Origin of the sequence: Salsuginibacillus kocurii DSM 18087, from assembly GCF_000377705.1 — a bacterium.
Classification (GTDB): Bacteria; Bacillota; Bacilli; order Bacillales; family Marinococcaceae; genus Salsuginibacillus; species Salsuginibacillus kocurii.
Window position 1 is genome coordinate 86,404 of sequence record NZ_KB898630.1, and the last position, 20,807, is coordinate 107,210.

A 20,807-nucleotide genomic window follows, 5' to 3' on the forward strand; every position below is an offset into this window, starting at 1 on the left:
TTCTAATTACTGCTTTCCATACCTTAATTTTTCCATTACAATGATCATATGTTCCTAGAATGATTTTAAATTCATGCGAAAACGTGCCCAACCACTACATAAGGCTCAGGAGGATTCACACATGAATATATGGAAAAATGCCAGCCTCCGTTTTAAAGTGTTAGCGGGACTAGCTTTGACTTTGGTATTATTTTTTATCAGTTTCGCCATTATTTTCACTCAATTCCAAACGATTAATTCCCAATCTTCCCATATGGAAGAAACAAGTGTTCAAGCGATCGACGCAGTTGATGCAGCATCTCTTTTTCGGGAAAAATACATATTTGCATTAGACATGATGCGTGATGAAGATGCTGTTCCAGAAGACTATGAAGAGCTTAGCTCTCAGCTTGATGAGCGACTTGAACGAATGTCTGGTTATCTCTTGACTGAAGAAGAAGAAGATATGCATGAGACCCTTGTTTTTTTAAATCAACAGTTTGATAACCGGGTGGACGAGTTAATCAGTGTCGGGTTAACCCCTGATGATAGTATTATGAACCAACTTGGTTCAATGCGAGACCAAACAGTAGAAGTAGCGTCTGACTTGGAAAATATTTTAACGAACCGGGTGGAAAATGCAGGTAATGAAGTGACTTCAGCCATTGATCAAGCTATTATTACAAGCATCGTTTCCTTTATCGCGGCGACCATTTTAGGTATCACCCTGTTTATGCTTCTTACCGCAGGGATTAAACGCTCGTTAAATAAGATATTAAAGACAACCGCTCGTATTAGTCAGGGAGAGTTAACAGTGGGCAAACTGGATGACTCCCCTAAAGATGAATTTGGACAATTAAACCATCAAATTAATGATATGAGTGAGAATCTACGTTCTCTAGTGTCTGATATTTCCACTACTTCCCAATCAGTGTCGGCTTCAAGTGAGGAACTAGCTGCTTCAGCCGAAGAAGTCAACGCTGGTGCTGAACAAGTTGCTTATGATTTACAAAACATGACCGACGGACAGCAAGAGCTGCACACTTCAATACAGAGGTCTGCTGAAACTTTTCGTCACATGGAACAGGAGCTAAAAGGAGTAGAAAAAGCAAGTTCAGACATTGCAGCTGCTACTGCTATAGCAGAAGAAAAAACGGCAAATGGGCAAGAACGTGTAAGTGCCACGCAGGAAACAATGGGCAGGATTAAAACAGCCAATGAAAACAATGTGCAAGTTATCGAAGAACTTGGCAGCGAATCCAATAAAATTTATGATATTATTCATTTGATTCAAGATATATCAGCGCAAACTACGTTACTTGCCTTAAATGCAAGCATTGAAGCAGCCCGGGCTGGGGAAGCTGGAAAAGGGTTTGCCGTTGTGGCAGATGAAATCAGAAAACTAGCTGCACAAAGCGAGGAAGCAACTCATTCAATCAGTGAAACCATTGAACGTATCAGCGGAAAAGTCGAAATGTCAGTTAACCAGGCCAAAAACAATTCTACACTCGTGCATAACGGGGAAAACGAAATGAAAGAAACAGCACTAGCATTTAAAGATATTGCTGATAGCATCGCTCAGATGACAGGGCAAACCAACGAAATTCATCAGCTTGTAGACGGAGTTAATAAGCGGAGCCGCTATATTATGGAAGCTGTCACTCAAGTTGAAGAAACGGCCGTCCAGTCTGCAAATACAAGCGAAAACATAGCTAGTACCACAGAAGAACAGACTGCTACCATGGATAGCATCACCCAATCAGCTCAAGAAATGGCGAATATTGCAAATGATCTGCAGAAAAAAGTCGACTCGTTTAAACTTTAAGCGCTAGACTGGCTTGAGACAATAGCATACGAAGCCTGCTCTAAGTAAAAGGCCAGCTGAACATTGCGTTCAGCTGGCTTATTTCAACTCCACTTTTATCGTTATCAGAACCAGAGCCCCACATCAACTGATGCAACATTTGAAGGGCTGCCGTCTTCTCCGGTCTGCGGGTTATGGGGGACAACCATATACTCTTGTAAAGAAAATACATTAACGCCATTTACTGTATATTCTTCCCCACCTTCTACAGTAGCTACTTTTTCAGAGACATCACCTGAAACCTCATAAACATGATACTCTATGCGCTCATCCGTCGCAGGCGTCCATTCCAAATGAACATTAATTATGCCTCCACCTCTTAAAGAAAGAGAAGCTTCTAAGTTATCCACTTGTTCAAGCTCTACTGGTTCTTCTAGTTCCTCAACATGATCAGGTTTATTAAAAGCAACAGCCTGTTCGGTTGGGGCTTTGGTGTCTATTATTTCTTTAAACAAGGCAGTAGCATAAGCGCTTCCCCCTTCAAGGTAACTGTCCTCTCTTGTTTCATCATTTCCTATCCACAGAGCACCGGTTACTTCTGGCGTATAGCCCGCAAACCAAGCATCTCTAGCAGCTCCTTCTACTTCTGTAAAAGACGTAGTACCAGTTTTGCCTGCTAAGGCATGGTCCGTATGACCATTTGTTCCTGTGCCTTCATCTACAACATCTTTAAGCATTTCCGTCATATACCAAGCATTTTGTTCACTCATAACCTGGACTTCTTCGTCAGCAGTTGCTTTTGCCTCCTCATTCATTTCCACTAGGTCTCCCTGCCGATTTACAATACCATCAATAAAGGAAGCATTTTGTCTGACCCCATTGGAGGAAAAAATCGTATAAGCCTCTGCCATCTCAAGTGGAGAAAAGCCATCTGTCAATCCACCAAGCGCAATGGAATAACCATCATCATCTAGTTCTAAGCCAGCCTCTTTCATCCACTCTATTGAATAATCAATTCCAAGCTGGTCTAAAAGCCAAACCGCTGACGTATTGGTCGACTGAGTAATTGCTTCCCGCATCGTGACCTGTCCTTGATACGTGCGATCATGATTTCTTGGCTGATATCCATCCATATCCATTTCTTCATCTTTAAGCAATGAATACGGTTCATATCTCCCGGATTCAAGCGCAGGCGCATATACAGAAAACGGTTTAAAGGATGAACCTGGCTGCCTCGCTATAAAGGCCCGGTTTAAACTTTCAGACTCATACTCACGTCCGCCCTGGATCGCTTGTACCCCTCCAGAATGATGGTCCATCAATACGACGGCAGCTTCTGTAGTGTCATTGTTTCCCGGGAAATATTCATCTTCCTGCAGTAACTGATAAGAAGCTTCCTGGTATTCTTGGTCTACTGGTATTTGAATTGTATATCCACCGGTACGCAGCTCTTCTCTTGATAAATCGTAACTTTTCTCAGCTTCTTCATAGATTGCATCGATATAAGTGGCATATGCAGGATCATTGCTGTTTCTATACAGGTCTTCTGATACAGTTCTACCTTGGTATGCCGATGCTTCTTCAGCATCAAGAAAACCATGTCTTTCCATCACTGCAAGTACTGTATCCCTACGCTCTTTAGCCCGGTCTGCATCTACTGCCGGGGAATACATATTTGGTCCCTTAGGTAAAGCCGCCAACAAGGCCCCTTCATGAACATTAAGCTCAGAAACATTCTTATTAAAATAAAGTTGTGAAGCTACTTGAATCCCGTGTGCACCGTGTCCAAAATATATTTGATTTAAATACATTTCCAGTAATTCATTTTTGCTGTAATTACGTTCTAAATGCATTGCAATTAGAACTTCCTGGGTTTTACGCATCCACGTTTGATCATGTTCTAAGAATACATTCTTAGCTAACTGCTGGGTGATTGTGCTTCCCCCTTCATCAAGAGAGCCAGCCATTATATCTCGATACACTGCCCGTCCAATAGCACGAATATCTATGCCTTGATGTTCATAAAAGCGAACATCCTCCACGGCAATAAAAGCATCCTGTACATGTTGAGGGATCTCAGTTAAATCGACAGTTTCACGATTTTCCTGATAAAGATGAGCTACCTCTTCCCCATTCTCGTCTACAATATATGATGTCTCGTCCATTACAAACTTTGATTCATCAACAAGTAAACTTCCCGTAATTAATACAGCTGCATAAGTACCAACAGCCAGTACCATACCGGCAAGCAAAAAGATAACCGGAAGTAATATTCGTTTCCTCCGCATAGCTTGTTTCTCCTTTTCGGAAAGCATTTGAGCATATTATAATATACATTCTGATTTTCACAAATGGAAAAAAGCCTCCACTTATGTGATTCGATCTTTCCAATAGGGTCGACACTCCTCTAGAAGACGTGACAAATTCCGTCTTAAACCAGTTACGTATCTCTTTTACTTTGGTTTCAAAATAAAGCTCTTTTTTATTACAGGTTCTGTTAAAGCACGTTGCTTATAACGGTCGTTTCAGTTCCTGAAATGGCCGAGATGCCTACAAACCAAGCGGTCCCGAAAAGACTTGTGGATCGCCCGCGCAATAAGTTGCCATGGAAGAAATATCACCACTACTCGTTGCCAGAATCGTTTTATACGCTCTTTATAACTTTCCAAAAACGTAAAAACCAGCCGCAACTTTTTGGCGGCTGGTAACCTATAACTAGAGGAACAGCTGGTCATAGTAAGGGAGGCTCATTTCTAGCTACGGTTATGTCTTTCTCTTACTTTTGCATGAATTGCTTTGCCAATTTCTAAAGCTGCAGTTGCTGCCGGGGACGGTGCATTTACTACATGGACACAGCGCGATGTTGAAAACATTAAAAAATCATCGACCAAATGACCATCTGCATGAACGGCCTGGGCCCGGATCCCCGCTTCCGCGGGAATTAAATCATCAGCTGTTAAATCAGGGATCAGTTTCTGGGCCATACGAACGAAACGATTCTTACTTAAAGAGCGACTAAATTCATCAACTCCTGTTTTACCATGAGCTGCTGCCAGCTTAAAAAAGGCAGAAGAATTTAATGTTGAAAACATTTCTTTTACATCAATACCATCTGTCTTCGTATAACGTTCCTTATTTAACGCCCAGACAGCATTGGGACCAACATGAACTTCATTATCAATTGAACGAGTAAAATGAACGCCTAAAAAAGGGAAAGCAGGATCTGGCACAGGATATACTGAGTGCCTGATTAAATGAGCTTTATCTTCCTTTATTTTAAAATATTCACCTTTAAACGGGATGATGGAAACATCACTTCTTATACCACTTTTCTTTACGAGCGTATCACTCCATAAGCCGGCACAGTTAATCAATGATGCAGCGGTGAAGGTGCCATTGTTTGTTACCACTTCAACTTTTGCCCTTTGTTCATTTACTGTTTTTACTTCTGTATGATAATAAATAGTTCCTCCAGCGTTTTCGATATCTTGTCTTAATTGATACGTTACTTTTTTAAAATCAGTCACTGCTACTGTAGGAACATATATAGCAGCAATTGCGGCCACATGGGGTTCCTGCTCCATCAAATCTTTACCTTTCAGCCATTTCACTGGAACTTGATTACACTTTCCTTGTTCGTACAAAATTTCAAGCCGTTTTCTTTCTTCTGAAGTAGTAGCGGCAATTACTTTTCCTTTTTCATGGAGCGGTAGTTGGTGTTCTTTACAATAGGCTTTCATCGATTTGTTGCCAGCTACAGCAAATTTCGCTTTTTGTGAACCTGGTTTATAATATAGCCCTGAATGAATAACACCGCTGTTTCTACCTGTTTGATGTGTTGAGATATCAGCTTCTTTATCTATTAGCAATAGTTGGTCAGCTGGATGATTTTTTAACCACTCTCTTGCAGTGGCCAGCCCAATAATCCCTGTTCCTACAATTATAACGTCATACATAGCCCTTCCTCCTCTTTTACCCAACAAACCAGTATCTGTCACACTTGCTCGACCCGGATTTTTCCAACTAGAACCGAAGCGGTAATCACGAGCTCTTCTTTCTCTCTTCTCCTTTTACTTCCTGTTGCCACAAATGTTCTAGGTAAAATTCCTTTTTCCTGCTGCCCAAAAATGATTTGCTTTCCTAATAAGGAATGAACGTGAATTTGGCACGGCACACCATAAGGGATATAAAGAACGGTTTCTCCTATCCCGCTTCTTATGGAAATGTGAGCTCGTTTTTGAGCTGAGACTGCCCGAGAGATATCAAGATGAACCTCTCCAATCCCATGTTTCACACGAAAGTCCTGTAGAACAAACGGTTGGTCTCCCATTCTTAAAGAACCGAGCCATATGGTATTTTTCACAGGAACATGTATCGCCCTGTTATTTCCATGGTAACCTTGTGAAAGGGTTTCCGTAATTAGAGGGGGTGGTTCACTAAAATTAAGAGCACCTTGTATTTTGGCAGGATCGGCTAAATCCCGGTCAATATCAATAGCTGTATCGTGTAGCTTTATTCTATATAGTGACTGGCCGACTAAAAGGACACTTATCAGTACGGAGTATAGATAAAGCGGAGCTATAATTAAACTAGCCAAAAATAGAATTCCAAAAAAGAGGAACCCCAGCCGCACTTTTAATCCAGTTGGCATTAAATGAGCTGCCCACACTGACAGAACCAGGGGAAGAAACACAAAAACTGTAGCTTGAAAAGAATAAACAGCTGTCACTGAATAAAAGATGCCACAAACAAGCAAAGCCAGCCCTGCCCAGACGGTCATTGGTACACGCACCATAATCCCCCCGAAGAAGAAGAAATAGGACGATTATTCCTTCTCTTGTGTTTTTTGTACAGAACGTTTAACCTGAAAATCTAAACTTATTCCTGTTTTCCACTTGCTTGGGTGTTTATGCTGCGTTGCTAGTTTTTTTGGCCCCGGACCTTCTTACTCTCTTTTTACCCCTATCTCTCAATCTAACACTGCCTAGCCAGACCTTCACCTTGCTAGTAAGGAACTTACCTAAGAATAATGAAAGAGTGAACTGTTACCTTCTATTTTTATAAACAGAACCCTTCTTTTTCTTGTTTAAATCTATATGTTTCAGCCCAAGAGCTTGTCCGTATTGAAGTGCTAGTAACGTTTGTCACTAAAGCAGTAAAAGAAATACATATGCTATAATAGAAGGGCTTATCTCGTCTTGCTAGATTTCTTTTTTACAGCGCTGGCATTGGATAGGTTTTGATGAGAATGATTTCTGGCTTTTTATGTTGCACAGCCAGAAAGAGGAAACAAAGCTTTGAATTTAGGGAGGCGAACCATGGAAGACCGCTTATACCAATTATTAGATGATTCTTATGAGGAAATGGTCGAAATAAGACGTTACTTACACCAACACCCTGAGCTATCGTTCGAAGAAGTAGAAACCCCTAAGTATATTGCTTCTTTTCACCGAGAACTTGGACACGAAGTAAGAGAGCAAGTCGGAAGCCGAGGCGTAGTCGCTACCTTAAAAGGTGGGAAAGAAGGACCAACCGTAGCCTTACGGGCCGATTTTGATGCCCTCCCAATTCAGGATGAAAAGGACGTTCCTTATCGCTCAAAAGTAGAAGGCAAAATGCATGCCTGCGGTCATGACGGCCATACTGCCACATTGCTCGTCTTAGCAAAAGCCATAAACCGCTTGAAGGACGAATGGCCAGGGACGGTCGTCTTCATTCACCAGCATGCTGAAGAATTTGCTCCAGGTGGCGCAATCGAAATGGTTGAAGATGGCTGTCTGGCAGGAGTGGATGTTGTTTTTGGGACTCATTTGTGGGCAACCGAACCAACAGGCGTGCTGCAAGTAAAAAGTGGGCCAATGATGGCTGCTTCTGATCGTTTTGAAATTACGGTCCATGGAAAAGGCGGACATGGAGCTATGCCCCATCTAACAAATGACGCTGTGCTGACCGCTTCACAGCTCGTAGTTAATTTGCAATCAATTGTTAGCCGTAAAGTGGACCCGCAAATGCCTGCGGTTCTTTCTATTGGTTCGTTTGTAGCAGAAAATGCTTTTAACGTGATTGCAGACTCTGCTTATTTAATGGGAACGGTCCGCACATTTGATGAAGAAGCTCGCAATCAAATCGAAGAAGAAATGAATACAATTGTAAATAACACATGTGAAATGGCTGGAGCTACAGCGGAATTTAATTATTTACGTGGTTACCCTGCTGTTGTTAACCATAAAGAAGAAACTGAATTTATCCAAAAAGAAGCTACTAGTGTCCCGGGAGTTACTCGAATCGAGGAAAGAGAAGCGGTGATGGGCGGCGAAGATTTCGCCTATTATTTGCAAAATGTAAAAGGGACATTCTTTTTTACCGGGGCCCAAGCTCCTTCGGTGCAAGAACCTTATCCTCACCATCATCCAAAATTTGATATTGATGAAACGGCTATGCTGATCGCAGCAAAGACATTAGGAAAAGCAGCTCTGTGTTACGAGAACTAAGCTGGCCCCTTTTCTGCTTAGTGTTTTACTCGAAATTAATAAGTAATTATATTACATCCAGCTATCAAAAAAAGATCTTCATCGATGAAGATCTTTTTTATTTGTCTCGCTCGGTAAAAGGCGAAACCGGTAACTTTGCTTTGCCGCATCAGCTAACACTGTCAAAAAGTGGCGGTTGACCACTGCTCCCACCACCGCTCCAAAGCCAGGCACTAATTGTAACAATTTTGGAAGGTCTATCGCATCTCGATACCCTTCTTGAAACAATGTCCAATCTACCCAATTCTCGGGAGGTTCTTTGCTTTTTATGTTATCAATCCATGTCTCCCACTCTCTAATACGCTTTGCTGCTTCTGCTTTTTGCTGCGGGGCCGAAAAAGCAGATTGAAACACATGAACAAGAAACAATCGTTCTTCTTCAATGCTTGGGTCAAAACCATAAAGTTGAGCCGCTTCCCAGAGAAAACGAAATTTGATAGATAATAAAGCAGGAAAATCAACCATCCCTAAAAATAACCCGCCTGCTCCAGTTCCCGCCCCTTCAGCAGTAGCAATATTGCGGTGCTTTGCTGCTAACTCTTCGATTGCATTGTCAGCTTCCTTTAAAGAAGGTGTTGAAACAGGAGCGATCTTGCCAAACGTTGTAGATGAACTCAAAACGGTTTCGATCATGGCTTTTACGGCCTGGGCTGAAGCGTCATGTACTTTTTGTGGAATGTAACGATTCATCTTATACTGAATTTGTTTTGTCATTGTCGCTGTCATCGAAGGAGGCTTAGTGGTATTGCGATACCAGGCAAAAGCTTCATCATGCGCATTCTTTTCATAATTCGTCATTCTTTCACCCCGATTCATTCCCAATCCCGACTTCTCTATGCCTATGCTTTCTTTCTTGGTTTTAATACCCGATATTCAGCGTACCAATACACCGTTAGAAAAGCTAATGCAATACCTGCAACAGTCCATAACCAAGAAGCTGATAATAAAAGCAGGCCAATACTAAACAACGCTACTTGGCCAAATAATAAATACTTAACGAGTCGTTTAAACGACGTTTCTTTAAGACCATGGCGAATCGGATAAATATCTGGAAGCTCTTTCGTAGCAAAATGATGATAAAGAGTTGATAGTTGCAGCCCAGTCATATAGGCAAACAAAATCATCAACCCAACAGTCAGCCATGAAAACGGTGAAGCATACATGAATAACAAACCAATCGCCGTCAAACGCAAATAAATGCCAAGATAATCATTAGAACGAACAAACGCTTTCCCAAACATAAAATCGTATACATGATCTTGGCTATGTTCAACTCGGTCAATAAGTTTGGCAAATGGAGTGCGCGCTTTCACTTTCCCTTTTAAGTGCGGAACATCTGTAAACGCATTCGCCATCCGATAAAACAACATCAGCATGCGATTTTCCATCTCTAAAAGATGCTGCCATTTAATGCGGTGCTGCTTCAACAGCGGATAATAGTACCAGACATACACTACAGCCATTGCCGCTAACACGGCGATTTGAAAACCAACCCCTGCATTAGCAAATAAAAGAAACGCAAAAACCAGATTTACTACAAAACGAAGCCAAGCATGAAACCAGCGATGACTTTCTGTCTGAATTCTTAATTCTGCCCACTTAGAGGCCATGTTCCATCCTTTCGCCAGCATCAAACCAAGGAATACAACAAACCAGTATGCTGCTTCAGGATGAATTCGATCAAAAAATAACGGAGCGAGTATTACAAGAATTAAAAGCATGCCTGCTCCTTGAAAAATACCGGAATACACTGTTGACTTTCTAAAGTAACTGGACATCCTCATTTCAAGCGGGAGCAAAAACACAAGGTCCCCTTCTTTAACAAACGTACGGATTGGCGACCGAGTTAACATATAAGCAAACAAGACAGAAAAAAATAACACAGTCGGGAACTGTTCAGGCAGCCATTCTAGAAACGTGCTGTAATAATAACTCCCTACCAACACAAGAATATAGAGCGAAAACATAAAACCGCTATTGCCAATTAACCGCAAATAACGAATAGCTTCATTCCAAAACATCATTGCCCGCTCTTGCCATAATTGCTCCACATTCATCCGATTTCATCCTTTGTCACAGCAATATAAATATCATCCAAGGTGGCTTGAGGCATGTTAGCATCCCGTTGAAGCTCACTCATCGTCCCATGCATGTGGACTTGACCATTGTGAAGCAAGACAAACCGATCACAGTATTTTTCAGCAGTTGATAAAATATGAGTAGACATTAAAATGCCTGCTCCCTTTTCTTTCATATCAAGCATCATATCCAATAGCGACTGAATCGCTACGGGGTCGAGCCCGACAAACGGTTCGTCCACCACATATAATTCAGGCCGTACTAAAAAGGCACACATAATCATAACCTTTTGCCGCATCCCTTTTGAAAAATGGCTGGGGAACCATTTTTTCATGCCATTCATTCTAAATTGTTTCAATAACTCATCTGCCCGCTGTTCAAACGTAGTTTCTTCAATATCATAAGCCATGGCAGCCAAACGTAAATGCTCCCACAAGGTCATATCTTCATAGAGAATAGGGGTTTCAGGAATAAAAGATAGCGATTGCCGATAGGCCTCCGGCTCTTCAGTAAAGGCCTTACCTTTGATCTGAATTTCCCCTTTTGAAGCTTCCATCAAGCCCAAAATATGTTTAATAGTCGTGCTCTTCCCAGCTCCATTTAAGCCAATTAGCCCAACGATCTCAGCTTCTTGCACCTGTAAAGAGATATCATGCAAAACCGGCTTGTGAATATTATAGCCGCCCGATAAACCGCTCACATTCAATAATGCGCTCATAAGACAAGTCTCCTCGTTCAGTTCTAATCAACGTCTCCATTGTACCTTTTTTCCATTCCAGATGAAAACCTTGTCCTTTAGAGATAAGATACTCTAACCTTGGACCTTTTTAACATATACATAAACTAAAAAAGTTGTGTGAACAGGAATAAGCCTTTCACACAACTTTCAAAATTATTATCACATAATTACTAGCCACTCTCCATAAACACCAAAGCAGTAATCACTTTACGGATGCGGGGTTGGGGTAGCTTCTGGATAGCCGTCTGCATAATGAGCGTCAATAGCTGTACGAATATCCTCGGCTGACAGTCCCGCTTGTTTCATTTGAATGGCGTCACGGGCAATTTCCAGGCACACTCCGCAGCTCATCCCATGAGTGTCCCAGACCACCGTGCCATCCTCATTAAATTGATGAACAAAACATTCATACACATCTCTGTGATTAGCTGATTCATAACAGCCGCAATAACACGGAATATGTTCAAGCAAATCTTGATGTTTAACTACCTCTTCATACAGCTCAGCTATATCCTCATGCGTTTCATCCAGAAAAGCTGGCATCTCAGCAGCATCTGCTGTCGTTTCAATAATATCAAAACCATGTTCTTGTTGTTCCCCTACATCAGGAATTTGACTCTCTTCATTACCGCATGCCGCTAATACAAGCATCAAACTAAAACATATTACAATAAAGGTAAGCTTCTTCACGATCCATTCTCCTTACCATTTTTCTTTAGTTTCAGTATAGCATGAATATGGGTTGAAAAATGTTACAGCCTTTTGAACTGATCATAGTGTCTTTCTATCTCTATTTTTTTCCCTGGCTCAATAGTTTTTACTAACAATTCCATAAAGAAAACCTGGTAGAGTCAAGCTACGGCGTAGGCTGAGTCTTAGTTGCACTTATACCGTTTCCTTCAACTATTTATGCATTCTTACGGAGTGCCAAACAATCAAATTCCTGATTAGCGTTCTATACTGGTCATAAGAAAGCTAGTTCACCAACCGGCCGGTATCTCCCCATAATTCTTTGCGGATTTGCACTTTTTGGATTTTTCCTGAAGCAGTTTTGGGCAGTTCATTTTTGAATGAAATCTCTTTAGGAGCTTTAAAATGGGCTAGCTGTTTTCGCGCAAAATCAATTAATTCCTTTTCTGTGGCGGCACCCTCTTCTCGTAGAACCACAACAGCATGAGGAACTTCTCCCCATTTTTCATGCGGAGCAGCTACAATAGCTGTTTCTAGCACGGCTGGGTGTTCATACAGACAAGCTTCTACTTCAATCGAAGAAATATTCTCCCCGCCGCTTATAATCACGTCCTTTTTGCGGTCGACAATTTGAATATATCCATTTTCATCAACTACAGCCATATCACCAGTGTAAAGATAGCCATCTTTTATAGTTTCAGCGGTTGCTTCAGCATTTTTCCAATATCCTTCCATTACATTGTTCGAACGCGTTACAATTTCACCGATCGTCGCCCCGTCATGCGGAACATCTTCTCCAACTTTATCTATTACACGAACGGTGGAGCCAATCATTGCATAACCGGTTTTTGCTTGGGTTTGATAACGTTCTTCCTTTTTCATATTTTTATGCTGTCTTCGTGGTTTGGAAGTTGTAATGAGAGGAGAAATTTCAGTCATCCCATACACTTGAATAAACGTCCAGCCTAAATCTTCCTCTACCCGTTTAACAAATGTCGGCGGGGGCGCAGATCCTGCAATTACAATTCGCATGTTTTGATTGATTGCAAGTAAATCTTTGTTATTGTCAAAGTATTCAAGCAGCATATTTAAGACAGTAGGAGCCATATGGCAAATAGTGACCCCGTACTTTTCGATAGCAGCAAAGATCTCAGCCGGGTCTATTTTTCTCTGCATTACCTGTTTAGCTCCGTTCGCCGTATAATAAAAAGGTGAGCCCCACCCGTTCACATGGAACATTGGTAAAACATGTAGAAGAGTATCCTCGTCTGTTATTTGTAAATGATGCATGGTAGATAAGGCATGTAAGTAATTGCTGCGGTGACTAAGCATGACGCCTTTTGGATTTCCAGTTGTCCCGCTTGTATATAAAAGACTCGCGATATCTGTCTCATCTACTTCTGCTCGTTTAAAAGGCTCATCTGAAAAGGACTGCAGCCAAGGCTCGTAAGCTAATTGACCCTCTTCTTCTTGTTTTTGGCTTAATCCATGTACGATAATTGTCTCTACGAAGGTTAGCCTTTCTCGAATTGGTTCTATTTGTGTTAAAAGTGTATAATCGACAAATAATACCTTACTTTCACTATGATTAAGGATAAATAAATAATCCTCCGGTTTTAACCTTGTGTTTAATGGCGTCATAACAGCTCCAATTTGAAACACGCCATAAAAGCCTTCCAGCATTTCTAAACCATTAGGAGCAAGATATGCAACTTTATCGCCTTTGCTAATTTGAAGCGCTTTCAAACCATGGCTTAATTGATTGACCCGTTTGTTTACTTGCCTGTAACTCCATTCTTTATCTTGGTCAATCACCCCGGTTTCGTCTCCGTAATGAGCCACAGCCCGATCCAGAAACTCAGTCACCACTAATGGTACATGCATTATACATACCTCCCGACATTCTTTAAAAAAAAACAATATTCTGACTTTGTTTATTATATCACAGCCTGAAGCTGTTATGAGGAAAGTTTATTATCGCTATTAACGTTGGTCAGTCCTCCCTACTTTTTGCTATGATAGCTTTAGATTCGAAAAGTGAAGGAGGATTTATTATGGCCCACGATCCAGATTGCATATTCTGCAAAATTGTAGCAGAGGAAATTCCTGCAGCTAAAGTCTATGAAGATGACTATGCTTTAGCTTTTATGGACATTAGCCAAGTCACAAAAGGGCATACGCTGCTCATCCCAAAAGACCATCAGCCTAACATTTTTGAACTGCAAGAAGAAACAGCTGCTTATCTTTTTTCTCTTGCCCCTAAAATTGCCCGTGCGATCGAGTCAGAGTTTCAACTTGAAGGTATGAATTTGTTAAATAACAACCATGAAACAGCAGATCAATCAGTGTTTCATTTCCACCTTCATTTCCTCCCTCGCTATGACAAAGATGCTGATGGATATAAACCAAAGTGGCAAACTCATAGCGATCAGTATACGGCTGAGGACTTACAGCACATGGCTGCTTCAGTAAAAAAACAACTCGATCTTACCACGTAACGTAAAGAAAACGTTAGACAGGAGGTAAGCAAGAGTACCAGCTCTTATTACCTTGTCTAACGTTTTTTAAATCTTATTTTCAAGCCTATCTAAACGACCTCATAATACGATTTGGTTGGTTCGCTTCGTAGCGCTGTTAATTTTCACCGCAGGCTGCTCCTTCTCACCACAGAATCAAGGGTGGTCTCAGTGCATTTGAAGTCGCCATTCATCCTTTGCCGAAAATGTATCCAGAATCTCCCTGGCCCTCCGTTTTTTGGCGTTTTCCTTGAGCCGCTTGTCTCTAGAAACCATACGTATCGCTTCCATTAACACTACATAAAAAATTTACATTCACCTAAAACAGCACCTTCCTTAAGGAGGATGAGTTAATGGAAAGCTCATGAACTTCAAAAGCGGCTGTAGCCTTTATAGCCCTTCCTTTGATAAGATAAAAGAAGAACCTACAAAACAGCAACGCGTTAATTGCTTAAAGGAGTGGAGATTACATGCCTCGGGCACATAATTTCAATGCAGGTCCCGCTGCATTGCCAACTGAAGCTTTACAACAAGCTAATGATGAACTTTTAAATTTAAATGGCACTTCGATGTCGGTGATGGAATTGAGCCACCGAAGTGACGACTATGAAGCCATTCACAATGAAGCTATTTCACTACTAAAAGAATTGCTTGCTGTGCCTGATAGTCATGATATCTTGTTCCTTCAAGGCGGGGCAAGCCTTCAATTCGCCATGCTTCCGATGAACTTTTTGACCAATGGCCAGCCGAATTATATCCTTACGGGTTCCTGGTCAGAAAAAGCACTGGAGGAAGCAAAACTGCTAACATCCCCAAAAGTGGGAGGCAGCACTAAAGAAGTAGATTACCGACGAATTCCCAACTTCTCTGAGTTAAACATTTCAGATGATGATGACTATGTGCATATTACATCAAACAACACCATTTACGGTACGCAGTGGAAGTCGTTTCCTGAAGTCATTCATTCACCACTAATCGCTGATATGTCAAGTGACATTATGAGCCGCCCCCTCCCAGTTGATCAGTTCGACCTTATCTATGCAGGAGCTCAGAAAAACTTGGGACCATCCGGGGTAACAATTGCTATTGTTCGTAAAAGCTTATATGAACGTATTCCTGACAACACCCCTACTTTAATGCGTTATGATACCCATGCTAAGAAAAACTCGTTGTATCATACTCCCCCAACATTTTCGATTTATATGCTCAAAAATGTACTTCAATGGATTAAAACAAACAAAGGGTTAGAAGGGATGGAAAAACGTAATCAAGCAAAAGCTTCCCTCCTTTATGAAACAATGGATGAAAGTGACGGCTTTTATAAAGGCCATGCTGAAAAAGAAAGCCGCTCCACTATGAATGTAACGTTCAATCTTCCAAGCGAAGAGTTAAACAAAGCATTTTTACGCGGCGCCGAAGAAAAAGGATTCATCGGTTTGAATGGCCACCGGTCCGTCGGCGGATGCAGAGCCTCCATCTACAACGCTGTCACCCTAGAATCCTGCGAAGCACTAAGAGACTACATGAAAACCTTCCAAAAAAATAACCGGTAGACAGAAAAGCGGAGCGAGCTTGATTAACGACGCAGAGCCCTTCTCTCCCACCGAGGAGGCTGTCGCCGCCGCAGTGTGGGAGAAAGGGATCTCAAGTCGTCAGCTCGCAAAGCTGGACAGAAAAGCGGAGGCGCTTTGCTCAGAGGCGACAAGTTTTTCAGCATCCGCACAGCGTGGCTTGCCGCGCGAAGCCGGAGGCAGAAAAAACCTCGAGCCTCTAAGCGCCGCAGCTGGACAGAAAAGCGGAGCGGGATGGCTCAGCGGCGAGACACGATTCTTAACCGTCTGTTGCCGATTACTTCCGCAGGGAGCCGCCGACTGCGTTACGTTTTTACCTTACAACAATAACCGGTAACAGAATCATAAAATAAAGAAGAGCATATAAAGTCTTCCCACCTAACGAATTCTACTAATTTTTCGTTAGGTTTTTCTTTTAAAATAGTTTTGTTCTATAATAAACGGTAATAGATAGATAAGAAGGAGGATTTGATATGAAGAAAACTTCAGTAGCCTGGGGTGGAATTTGCGGCTTTCTAGGTGCTGCCTTAGCTGTTTTGCTAACTACGCCAAAATCAGGCAAAGATATACGTGCCACCATGAAGACAAAACCAAGCCAAGAACTTACGAAAGAGCCAAGTCCAGAAGAATGGAAAGATGTTCTTGCCGACAGCCAAGCAGCTTATAAAGTATTAGGCCAGGAGGTGAACACTTCCATTCAACGCTTCCGTGAAGAAATTGAACCCGATATCCGCACCATTGAACAAGAAATCCGAGAGGCGATTCAACTGATCCGAAATTGGTCCAGTCAGGCTAGATAAGCACACACAACAGATTAGTGGCTAGGTCTCAGCGTGCTCTGTGCGCCTATCCACTAGTAATTATATGGGATGGGAGGAGCTGTATGGATTATAAACCGCCTCATTCGGTAAAAGAGTCCATGGTATTCAGCCATAAGCTAGCCCAGCTTAGTAAAGCCCTGTGGAAATCAGTAGAAAAAGATTGGCAACAATGGATCCAGCCATTCAATTTGAATATCAATGAACACCACATACTGTGGATAGCCTATTATATGGATGGAGTATCAATCTCAGATGTAGCTAAATTTGGAGTCATGCATGTCTCAACTGCTTTCAATTTTTCTAAAAAGCTAGAAGCGCGGGAATTGCTTGTTTTTTCGAAACGAGATAGTGATAAGCGAAACACTTACATCTTTTTAACTGAGCAAGGTAAACAGCTGTTTCTTGAAACGCTTGAACACTACCAACCAGACACTTACAACATTTACACTGGGGCTTTACCGATAAAAGAATTATATGGAAGATTTCCTGAATTTAGTGAATTAATGACGATTGTTCGTTATGTGTATGGCGAAGACTTCATGGAAATATTTGATGGATCCCTTGAAGCCATGGAAGAGCACTTCACAGATAACGAGGGAAAAGTGCAGTCAATATCAACTGAAAATTCAAAAAATGATCCTTCCTAGCTTTACTTTTTTTATTGTCAAAACTTTGGTTCATCTCCTTCTTTTTCTACTTTTTTTGTAGAACCTATTGAAAAATTCTCTCCAAGGGAGTAAATTAATCACTTGGGGAGAACAAAGGAGGAGATGTAGGTGAATTGTCTAAAATCAGTCAGCATTCGTAAAAACCACGATCATTCCAAATTAAATCTATTATCTATAGGAACAATGATTTTTTGCTTTGTTCTTTCTTTTTTGTTTTTTAGCTTATTAGGCCCTGAGGTTTCATATTATGATTTACATGTGCTTTACGCGCTCATGATTGGAATAGCACTTATACCTATACATTTAAGTTTGCATCTTTTCCCTCTATGGTTTAGAGGCTATAAAGCTTATCCAAGAAGACAGTATATCCGAAAACGCAAAACCTATTACATTACGTTCTTTTGTAAAAATCCAGTTCCACGAAATGTATATTTAATCGCCCTGCTGTTTCCAACTATTGTTTTAACCGGAGGCGGGCTTGTACTTGCTTTACTATTGCCAGCGTTTATGCCATACATTCTTTTATTAGCTTCAGCTAATGCAGGATTAGCCGTATTTGATTACCGATGTGTGAAGGAAGTTGTATCAGCTCCAAAACACGCTTATATTGAAGGGGACCATCACAACTTTGATATCATCACAAATGAACCGGCTTCTGCTTAAAGGGAAGCCGGTTTTTGCTTTGGGATATTTATTGGTTTTGGTAAACGTTGTTGTTCGTTTCAGGCTCCTCCGATACTGACAGACATATGGACAACATCGCTTAACCTTCACCTCGTTAGTTCTCTTCCGCTTCTTCTTCTTTCCTGAGGGCGGGTTTAACTGTATACTATAACCTGTAATAAAAAGGTTAATGATTCCTGCGCAAGCTCGCTTTCCGGGAAGAAGTCTCACTTGCTCCGTTCTCGTCAACTGATTTTCACTATAACTTGTAGTGAATGATCTTTTTCAGCAGCCTTCGTCCACAACTCCTGCAGCTGTCTCGCGGCAGGTTCAGCTTCATTCAAAAATGTCCGTTAACCGGTGTGCAAAAGAAAAAGGTTATACATTCTCTCTCATTCAACGCTGATAAAGAGTTAATTGTGCTGTTTCGTGTTCGAGGTCAATACTCTCTGCTAACATATAATAATCTTCACTAATATCCATCTCTGCCATTTCTATCTGCAGCATTTCATTTGCAGGATCAATGTGAAGCCATTCCGGTACATCCCCTTGGCTCTGAACAATCTCAAGTACTTGAGGGCCAGGCAAATTGATCGGCCCAAAGGAGAAAGATTCTTTAGTTAACCGAATATCCCCTTGCTCTGTAGCTTCAGGAATAAATCTCATATCCAGTCCAGCTTCTTGACCTAGAACTGTATATGTATTACTTAACGTTACTCCTTGTTGATCAAATACAACCTCAAATCCTCCAGTATCTTGGGCATTGATAAGCTGATTAAGCTGGGAGAAATTTGTTTCAATCTGTGCTACTGACTGCCCTTGTTCTTCTACTTCTCCCCCGTTATCCGATTCTTCAAGCTGGGACGTTGATGTATCCGAGGTCTCAGGTATCAAGCTTTGGACAGCAACCCAACCGAGAATAAGGATCAGGAGATTGAGCGATAATAAGAATAAAAAGGCCCACTTCCATCCATTTCGTCGTTGTCTCACATTGTTTCCCCCTTTAATGAAGTACGACCTCCTCGTATTTATCTTACCAAGAAATTAACGGCTTGTATAAGGTTATATAACTATCATTTTTCACTCATGTTTGGTAAAGTATAAATGATATGAATATTGGGGGTCCAACTATGTTTATCGTTTTATTCGTGTTAGTCTCTTTGTTATATATTTTTCTTATTAATACGATGACCAATGCTTTATGTATACAAAGAGAAATCCCTGAAGAGCGGGTTCCTAAGGTATTTCGAACGGTGAACGTGCTCATAATGATCTTGCTTACATCCACCTATGTAAAAGTGTTATTTACTTAAACATTATGTAGAAGCAAAAGAGCCGAACTGCCTTGGCAGCTACCGGCTCTTTTTATTGCTTTCATTTTTAGCACCACGCCGCTCCAATTATCACCAATAAAATAAAAAGAACGACGATGAGCGCAAAATTCGATTGATAGCCGTAGCCCATAGTCTCACCACCTTCTTACTTTTTTAGTTACAAGTTTAATACCAGGAAGCGCCGACAATGACTAGGAGGATAAACAAAACTACAATAAGCGCAAATCCTCCATGATATCCTTTTGACATCGTGCCACCTCCCTCATACCGAGTTATCCTTATCCTATGAAAAGTACCTACAAAGAGGTTAGGCTTCTGTCTCCGCTTGGAAAATGTTTTTCCAAGTTTAAGTTATTTATGGTATAGTTAAACTTGCTTTAAGTAATTCAAGATATATGTTAAGGAGTGGGGAACGATGCATCATCGTTTATTGCTTAGTTTGGGGCTTGCCGGCACACTTTTTCTTGTAGGTTGTACAGATAATGATAATAATGAAGACGCTTCAGACGAGCAAACAGAAAACGCAGAGGTTGAAGAAAATGGGGCGGGAAGTTCAGAAGCTATCGCCGAAGTTGGCGACCTAACCCTAACCGAAGATGAGTTTAATGAAGAACTAAGAGACCGTCACGGTTCGCAAGTACTAAATGACTTGGTCCAAACATTAGTGCTAAGAGACAAGGCTGATGAAATGGATATATCAGATGAGGAAGTCGAAGAAGAACTTGATGACTTTCGCGAACAACTTGGGGCGGAAGATGATGATGAATTACTTGAACTGCTTGAGGTTCAATTCCAGATCTCAGTCGACTCCATAGATGAACTTAAAGAAGAATTTATGAAGCCACAAATTGTATTACAAGAGTTGGCTGCTGAAGATGTTGATATTTCTGAAGAAGAAAAGGAAGCATATTTTGAAGAGAACGAAGAGGACTTAGTTGAAGTAGAAGCTAGACATATTTTGTTAGAAGATGAAGAGACAGCACTAGAACTAATAGCTCAGCTTGAAGAAGGAGCTGACTTCGGCGAGTTGGCCGAAGAGTACTCCGAAGACCCTGGATCTGCGGCCGAAGGAGGAGAACTTGGCTCCTTTGGACGAGGCACAATGGTTAGTGAATTTGAAGACACTGCTTTTGACCTCGAGCCTGGTGAAGTAAGTGAACCGGTGGAGTCCGAACATGGGTATCATATTATTGAAGTATTAAACATTCAAGACAGCTATGAAGAACTGGATGAAAATATTGAACGAATCCTAGAAGAAGAACAAACGCGCTCAGGGGAGGAAATCCTTCTTGAGCTGCTTGAAGACACTGATGTTCAAGTAAATGAAGAATATGAAGATTGGCTTCAATATTAGTTCAATTTAAACGCGAACCCTGCCTATAACTAAAGGTGTCCTGTTGGTCTATACAAACC

General features: G+C 41.3%; 20 protein-coding genes. 9 read left to right on the plus strand and 11 right to left on the minus strand.

Going from position 1 to position 20,807, the window contains the following annotated elements; translation table 11 throughout:
• Positions 1-121: 121 nt before the first annotated feature.
• Positions 122-1,804: a methyl-accepting chemotaxis protein gene (locus D469_RS0114830; protein ID WP_018924194.1), complete on the plus strand. Its 1,683-nt coding sequence runs from the start codon at positions 122-124 to the stop codon at positions 1,802-1,804.
• Positions 1,805-1,908: 104 nt separating this feature from the next.
• On the opposite strand, the gene D469_RS0114835 is transcribed toward D469_RS0114830, so the two are convergent.
• The 3 genes from D469_RS0114835 to liaF all read right to left on the minus strand — a co-directional run bounded on the left by D469_RS0114835 (position 1,909) and on the right by liaF (position 6,578).
• Positions 1,909-4,071 carry a transglycosylase domain-containing protein gene (locus D469_RS0114835; protein ID WP_018924195.1) on the minus strand — a complete coding sequence of 721 codons (2,163 nt, stop codon included), beginning with the start codon at positions 4,069-4,071 and terminating at the stop codon, positions 1,909-1,911.
• A 465-nt stretch (positions 4,072-4,536) separates the two neighbouring features.
• Entirely contained in the window at positions 4,537-5,739 is a 1,203-nt protein-coding gene (gene lhgO / locus D469_RS0114840) for an L-2-hydroxyglutarate oxidase (protein ID WP_018924196.1), read from the minus strand.
• A 38-nt stretch (positions 5,740-5,777) separates the two neighbouring features.
• A complete protein-coding gene (liaF, locus tag D469_RS0114845) occupies positions 5,778-6,578 on the minus strand; it encodes a cell wall-active antibiotics response protein LiaF (protein ID WP_083910835.1) in 801 nt (266 codons plus the stop codon).
• Positions 6,579-7,101: 523 nt separating this feature from the next.
• Here liaF and D469_RS0114850 point away from each other — a divergent pair.
• Positions 7,102-8,274, plus strand: coding sequence for a M20 family metallopeptidase (locus tag D469_RS0114850; protein ID WP_018924198.1), 1,173 nt, complete (start codon positions 7,102-7,104; stop codon positions 8,272-8,274).
• Between the two features lie 78 nt (positions 8,275-8,352).
• Here the strand turns inward: D469_RS0114850 and D469_RS0114855 are convergent, their stop codons facing one another.
• The 5 genes from D469_RS0114855 to D469_RS0114875 form a co-directional block, all read right to left on the minus strand.
• Positions 8,353-9,111 carry an EcsC family protein gene (locus D469_RS0114855; RefSeq protein ID WP_018924199.1) on the minus strand — a complete coding sequence of 253 codons (759 nt, stop codon included), beginning with the start codon at positions 9,109-9,111 and terminating at the stop codon, positions 8,353-8,355.
• 41 nt (positions 9,112-9,152) lie between these two features.
• A complete protein-coding gene (locus D469_RS0114860) occupies positions 9,153-10,370 on the minus strand; it encodes an ABC transporter permease (protein ID WP_018924200.1) in 1,218 nt (405 codons plus the stop codon).
• The gene (locus D469_RS0114865) at positions 10,367-11,110 is read right to left on the minus strand and encodes an ABC transporter ATP-binding protein (RefSeq protein WP_018924201.1); all 744 of its coding nucleotides are present in this window, start codon (positions 11,108-11,110) and stop codon (positions 10,367-10,369) included. The genes D469_RS0114860 and D469_RS0114865 overlap by 4 nt, the downstream gene beginning before the upstream one ends.
• A 228-nt stretch (positions 11,111-11,338) precedes the next feature.
• The gene (locus D469_RS0114870; protein WP_018924202.1) at positions 11,339-11,821 is read right to left on the minus strand and encodes a PCYCGC motif-containing (lipo)protein; all 483 of its coding nucleotides are present in this window, start codon (positions 11,819-11,821) and stop codon (positions 11,339-11,341) included.
• A 285-nt stretch (positions 11,822-12,106) separates the two neighbouring features.
• Positions 12,107-13,705, minus strand: coding sequence for a long-chain-fatty-acid--CoA ligase (locus tag D469_RS0114875; protein WP_018924203.1), 1,599 nt, complete (start codon positions 13,703-13,705; stop codon positions 12,107-12,109).
• A gap of 170 nt (positions 13,706-13,875) precedes the next feature.
• Here D469_RS0114875 and D469_RS0114880 point away from each other — a divergent pair, with 170 nt between their 5' ends.
• The 5 genes from D469_RS0114880 (at position 13,876) to D469_RS0114910 (ending at position 18,060) form a co-directional block, all read left to right on the plus strand.
• Complete coding sequence (locus D469_RS0114880; protein ID WP_018924204.1) at positions 13,876-14,319, plus strand: HIT family protein; 444 nt, start codon at positions 13,876-13,878, stop codon at positions 14,317-14,319.
• A gap of 488 nt (positions 14,320-14,807) precedes the next feature.
• Positions 14,808-15,890, plus strand: coding sequence for a 3-phosphoserine/phosphohydroxythreonine transaminase (gene serC, locus D469_RS0114890; RefSeq protein ID WP_018924206.1), 1,083 nt, complete (start codon positions 14,808-14,810; stop codon positions 15,888-15,890).
• A gap of 491 nt (positions 15,891-16,381) precedes the next feature.
• On the plus strand, positions 16,382-16,708 hold the full coding sequence (locus D469_RS0114900) for a hypothetical protein (protein ID WP_018924208.1): 327 nt from the start codon (positions 16,382-16,384) through the stop codon (positions 16,706-16,708).
• Between the two features lie 83 nt (positions 16,709-16,791).
• Positions 16,792-17,376, plus strand: a complete 585-nt coding sequence (locus tag D469_RS0114905) for an HTH-type transcriptional regulator Hpr (RefSeq protein WP_018924209.1) — start codon at positions 16,792-16,794, stop codon at positions 17,374-17,376.
• 129 nt (positions 17,377-17,505) lie between these two features.
• Positions 17,506-18,060, plus strand: coding sequence for a DUF3267 domain-containing protein (locus tag D469_RS0114910; RefSeq protein WP_018924210.1), 555 nt, complete (start codon positions 17,506-17,508; stop codon positions 18,058-18,060).
• A 396-nt stretch (positions 18,061-18,456) separates the two neighbouring features.
• Here the strand turns inward: D469_RS0114910 and D469_RS0114915 are convergent, their stop codons facing one another.
• Positions 18,457-19,050 carry a DUF2140 family protein gene (locus D469_RS0114915; protein ID WP_018924211.1) on the minus strand — a complete coding sequence of 198 codons (594 nt, stop codon included), beginning with the start codon at positions 19,048-19,050 and terminating at the stop codon, positions 18,457-18,459.
• A gap of 140 nt (positions 19,051-19,190) precedes the next feature.
• On the opposite strand from D469_RS0114915, the gene D469_RS0114920 reads away from it, so the two are divergent.
• The gene (locus D469_RS0114920; RefSeq protein WP_018924212.1) at positions 19,191-19,373 is read left to right on the plus strand and encodes a hypothetical protein; all 183 of its coding nucleotides are present in this window, start codon (positions 19,191-19,193) and stop codon (positions 19,371-19,373) included.
• 67 nt (positions 19,374-19,440) lie between these two features.
• On the opposite strand, the gene D469_RS21755 is transcribed toward D469_RS0114920, so the two are convergent.
• Positions 19,441-19,524 carry a YjcZ family sporulation protein gene (locus tag D469_RS21755; RefSeq protein ID WP_018924213.1) on the minus strand — a complete coding sequence of 28 codons (84 nt, stop codon included), beginning with the start codon at positions 19,522-19,524 and terminating at the stop codon, positions 19,441-19,443.
• A 35-nt stretch (positions 19,525-19,559) separates the two neighbouring features.
• Positions 19,560-19,643 (minus strand): YjcZ family sporulation protein, encoded by an 84-nt coding sequence (locus tag D469_RS20520; RefSeq protein ID WP_018924214.1) that lies wholly within the window; start codon positions 19,641-19,643, stop codon positions 19,560-19,562.
• 166 nt (positions 19,644-19,809) lie between these two features.
• Here D469_RS20520 and D469_RS0114935 point away from each other — a divergent pair, with 166 nt between their 5' ends.
• Positions 19,810-20,748, plus strand: coding sequence for a peptidylprolyl isomerase (locus tag D469_RS0114935; RefSeq protein ID WP_018924215.1), 939 nt, complete (start codon positions 19,810-19,812; stop codon positions 20,746-20,748).
• Positions 20,749-20,807 lie beyond the last annotated feature (59 nt).